Origin of the sequence: Streptomyces sp. SID3343 (assembly GCF_009865215.1) — a bacterium.
Classification (GTDB): domain Bacteria; phylum Actinomycetota; class Actinomycetes; order Streptomycetales; family Streptomycetaceae; genus Embleya.
In genome coordinates this window covers 1-1421 of record NZ_WWJX01000491.1, presented here as the reverse complement: position 1 = coordinate 1421, position 1421 = coordinate 1, and the positions used below count along the sequence as shown (strand labels likewise).

The following is a 1421-nucleotide window of genomic DNA, read 5'->3' as shown; positions in this document are numbered from 1 at the left end:
ACTGGTCGATGCCGTGGCCGAATTCGTGGCCCACGACGTCCATCGAACCGATCCACTGGTTCGACTGGTTGTGCCCGATGGAGACGGACGAGCCGTCCCAATAGGCGTTGACGTCGTTGAGGCCGACCTTGACCGGCCAGCTCCCGCCGTTGCCGTTGTGCCCGTTGCGACCGAGCCAGTCGCGGAGCATGTTCCACTCTTTTTGGGCCGCGAACATGACGTCGGCGCAGCCGGTTTCCTTGCTGGACGCCTGGCCGTTGCCCCACGAGTCGGTGGACTTGGTGAAGACCTGGCCGCTGCTGTAGTCCGCGCAGCTCAGACCGGGCCGGCTCGGGTCACGCAGGGAGTAGGAACCGCCCGAATTCTGCGTGTCGATCGGGATGCCGGGGCCGTTCCACTGGCTGTTGCCGGTGCCGGCCTTGACGTCGTCGACCGTGTCGAGAACCTTGCCGGTGGCCGCGTCCACGAAGACGTGCAGCCGGCTGGGTGCGGTCGCGGTGCGACCGGCGACCACCGTCTCCCACGCGAGGTTGCTGTGCCCGTCCTTGACCCGGACGACCAGCCGGTGCGACTCGACCTTGTCCACGGACGCGAGCCGCGCCCGCGAAGTGGCCTCGGCCGCGGCGGCGTCGATGGTCGGTTGGGTGGTCAGCGAGATCTTCGCGTCGGTCGCGGACTCGGTCGCGCGGACGGCGCCCTTGCCGTCGGCCAGGACCACCGCGTCGCCGCCGACCACGGGGAGACCGCGGTAGGTGCGCTGGTAGGCGACCGAGTACAGGTCGTTGACCCACGGGGTCACGGCCTGCCGTTCGTACGTCTCCTCGGGCCCCTTGGCGAGGGCGTCCAAGCCGCTGGCGGCGGCCCGGTCGGCGGCCGACACCGCCAGTGATTGGGCGTTGCCGGGGGGAGGGGGTGCGGGGTCGGCTGCTGCCGACGTGGCGGCCGTGGAGACCACCAAGCCGGCGAGGAGGGCCAGGACCGTCCCGGCCGTCGTCGTTCTGCGTTGCATCGAGGCTCCTTGGGTGGAAGGCAAACCTCGACCACGAACCGATGTGCTCCGCACGTGCTTTGTGGGCGATGCGGACGACCGTGCATGCCGGGTTCGTGCCCGAGCGAGCGAAACACTCACACGGCGGCGTACGGCGCGTGAAGTCTTCCGGTCGAGCCGGCAAATTCCGGCAAACGAGGTTCCGGTCCCGGGAGTTGCGGGATCGCCTCGATCGGGCGCGGGCTCAGGCGTTCACGCCGCGACCGGGCATCTGCTCCAACAGGTCGCGGACCTCGGGCAGATCGCTCCACTGCCGGGACAGACGACGGCGTAGGCCCAGGAGTTCCCGCGCGGTGGTCGCCGCTTCGATCGCGGCCGCCTCGGCGACCACCGGAGCCGCGGTCGTCACGGCGGCGTCCGGTTGCCCCGCGCA

General features: G+C 70.2%; 2 pseudogenes. Both read right to left on the bottom strand.

Going from position 1 to position 1421, the window contains the following annotated elements:
- Positions 1-1009, bottom strand: a pseudogene (locus GT354_RS15500) (peptidase M28); the annotation flags it as partial.
- 223 nt (positions 1010-1232) lie between these two features.
- Positions 1233-1421, bottom strand: a pseudogene (locus GT354_RS15495) (hypothetical protein); the annotation flags it as partial.